Below are 2747 nucleotides of genomic sequence, written 5' to 3'. Positions count from 1 at the left end.
CTGTCGGTATTGCTACCGGTCTTGCGACACTAGCCCGTCAGTGAACTAGGCAGAGGACGGCGGCCCTTAGGCTGCCAGTGCGAACGTATCGTCGTTTGCAGTTACGTTTTTCCCATTGATTAACGAGGTGACGGGTCCTCGACATGCCCTAGCCGCTTCGCAACCCCTGTCGAAACCAGGTCGCCCCCGCGGTTCGTTGCTCACAATATATGAGCCAAAGACGAATTTTACAATAGATCGACGGGCGCGTCCTCTGTTGCCTGTGATCGCGGAAGACGCGCAACGTCGCGAGCCCGGGTGGGTGCCGGCGCTCGCCGCGCGGCTCACGCAATGTCGCGCAACAGCTTGCGCAGCTGCGCGGGCGACTGAACGACGTGCTGCGCGTGCCACTGCGTCGGCGGGATATCGTTGCCGCAATAGCCGTACGCCGCGGCGACGGTCTTCATGCCAGCGGCAAAACCGGCCTGCACGTCTCGCAGATCGTCGCCGACATAGACGATGTGTTCCGGCGCGACCTGCAGCTCGTGGGCCGCATGCAGCAACGGCGCGGGATGCGGCTTCGAATGCGCGGTCGTATCGCCGCTGACCACGCAGCCGGCGCGCTCCTCAAGGCCCAGTTGCGCAACGAGTGGCTCGGTGAGCCGGGCGACCTTGTTCGTGACGATGCCCCAGCGCACGCCACGAGCGTCGAGTTCGTCGAGCACCTCGGCGATGCCCGGGAACAGCGTGGTCTCTATACAGAGATCCGCTTCGTAGTTGGCGAGAAACTCCTCGCGCATCGACGCGAATTCGTGGTCGTCGGGGCCGACGCCGAACGCGCCGCCGATTAGCCCGCGCGCGCCGGCAGACGCCAGCGGGCGCAGCTTTTCGAGCGGGACCATCTCGAGCCCGCGGTCCTGGCGCATTTTGTTGACGGCAGCCGCGAGGTCGGGCGCCGTGTCGGCTAGTGTCCCGTCGAGGTCGAAAAGCACAGCCTGGCATAGGCCGAGCGTGTTCTCGTTGTCTTCACGTTGAGGCAGCGGAGTTGGGTCGCTCATTAGTTCGGGACGGTGCGGCGAATCGGGACGGGGGCGGCGCTCACGCGTCGCGGCGGCACGCGAGCATGTAATTGACGCTCGTGTCGGATGACAGCATGAAGTGCTTGCTAAGCGGGTTGTAGACGATGCCCTTGATGTCGGCTGTGCGCAGGCCGGCTGCACGCACGAACCCCGCCAGTTCCGACGGGCGGATGAACCGCGCGTAGTCGTGCGTTCCCTTGGGGAGCATGCGTGCGATGTATTCGGCGCCGATCACGGCGAACAGATACGACTTCACATTGCGGTTCAGCGTGGAGAAGAACACCCAGCCACCCGGCTTCACCAGGGTCTTGCAGGCTTCCACGATCGCGGCTGGTTCCGGCACGTGCTCGAGCATTTCCATGCACGTGACCACGTCGTAAGTGCCCGGCTCGCGGGCCGCCAGTGCCTCTGCGGCGATTTCTTCGTAGTCGACGGTTACACCGCTTTCGAGGCTGTGAAGATCCGCGACGCCCAGCGCTTGCGTCGACAGGTCGATGCCCTTCACGTGGGCGCCGAGGCCGGCCATCGATTCGGACAGAATGCCGCCGCCGCAGCCGATATCCAGCACCTTTTTGCCCGCGAGATGCGCGCGGCTGTCGATCCAGCTCAGGCGGATCGGGTTGAGTTCGTGCAGCGGCTTGAATTCCGCATTCGGGTCCCACCACCGATGCGCAAGGTCGCTGAATTTTTGCAGTTCGTGGGGATCGGCGTTGGTCATGGCGAATGCTGCCTCGATGAGGGCGGTGAGCGGACGCTCGAGGATAAACCCTGAGTATATAGGCAACAGACGGGGCGGCAAAAGTGCGAGCGCGAATTCGGGCGCCCGCAAAGGCGGGGAGCCAACAATGCGATGACGGGCGTCGGCGAAGGCGCCAGCGGCGCGCATCGCGTATCACCCGTACGGCGTCGGGTCATAAAAAAAGCCCCGCCGGAGCGGGGCTTTCGATACCGCGGCAGCTTGCAGCTTACTGCTTCGGCGTACCGACAACTTCGACTTCCACGCGACGGTCCGGTGCGAGGCAGGCGATGAGTTGCTTGCGGTTCTTCTGGTTGCAACCGGTGGTAACCGGGTTGCGGCGGCCCTTGCCTTCCGTGTAGATACGGTTGGCTTCGACGCCCTTGCTGACCAGGAAGGCCTTCACAGCTTGAGCGCGACGCAGCGACAGACGATCGTTGTAGGCGTCCGTACCGATGCGGTCCGTGTGGCCCGTTGCAACGACCACTTCCAGGTTGATGCCCTGAATCTTCGATGCCAGTTCGCCGAGGCGTTCCTTGCCAGCGGGCTTCAGGATTGCCTTGTCGAAGTCGAACAGCGCGTCAGCTTGATACGTAATCTTCTGGCTGCTAATTACCGGTGCGGGAGCGACCGGAGCCGGGGGAGTCGGAGCCTGGGCAACCAGCGCGCCGTCGCACTTTGCGTTGGCGGTTGCCGGCGTCCAGAATGCGTCGCGCCAGCACAGCTCGTTCGTGCCGTTCATCCACACGTATTCGCCGGTACCATTTACCCAGTTATCGTTCGTAGCTTGTCGCGACGCCGGCACCGACTGTGCCATGGCGGATGCAGCCATAACTGCGGTAGCTGCAATGAACGCGAGCTTTGAAAGTTTATTCATATTTCTCCTCTCGAAATTGAGATTACCGCAGGTTTACTGCGAGCCTGTTGACGAAGACAAGTCATACATTGCTCGA

The 2747-nt window shown here is 62.8% G+C and carries 3 protein-coding genes and 1 other RNA gene; all 4 read right to left on the bottom strand.

From position 1 onward, the window contains the following. Positions 1 to 188, bottom strand: a transfer-messenger RNA (tmRNA) gene (gene ssrA, locus VGH41_RS21775); the annotation flags it as partial. 135 nt (positions 189 to 323) lie between these two features. Continuing rightward, complete coding sequence (gene gph / locus VGH41_RS21770; protein WP_331599656.1) at positions 324 to 1037, bottom strand: phosphoglycolate phosphatase; 714 nt, start codon at positions 1035 to 1037, stop codon at positions 324 to 326. Positions 1038 to 1077: 40 nt separating this feature from the next. Then, positions 1078 to 1776 carry a bifunctional 2-polyprenyl-6-hydroxyphenol methylase/3-demethylubiquinol 3-O-methyltransferase UbiG gene (ubiG, locus tag VGH41_RS21765; protein WP_331599655.1) on the bottom strand — a complete coding sequence of 233 codons (699 nt, stop codon included), beginning with the start codon at positions 1774 to 1776 and terminating at the stop codon, positions 1078 to 1080. Positions 1777 to 2023: 247 nt separating this feature from the next. Next, on the bottom strand, positions 2024 to 2671 hold the full coding sequence (ompA, locus tag VGH41_RS21760; RefSeq protein WP_331599654.1) for an outer membrane protein OmpA: 648 nt from the start codon (positions 2669 to 2671) through the stop codon (positions 2024 to 2026). Positions 2672 to 2747 lie beyond the last annotated feature (76 nt).

Source organism: Paraburkholderia sp. (assembly GCF_036488795.1).
Taxonomy (GTDB): domain Bacteria; phylum Pseudomonadota; class Gammaproteobacteria; order Burkholderiales; family Burkholderiaceae; genus Paraburkholderia.
This window is presented reverse-complemented; position numbering and strand designations above follow the sequence as displayed.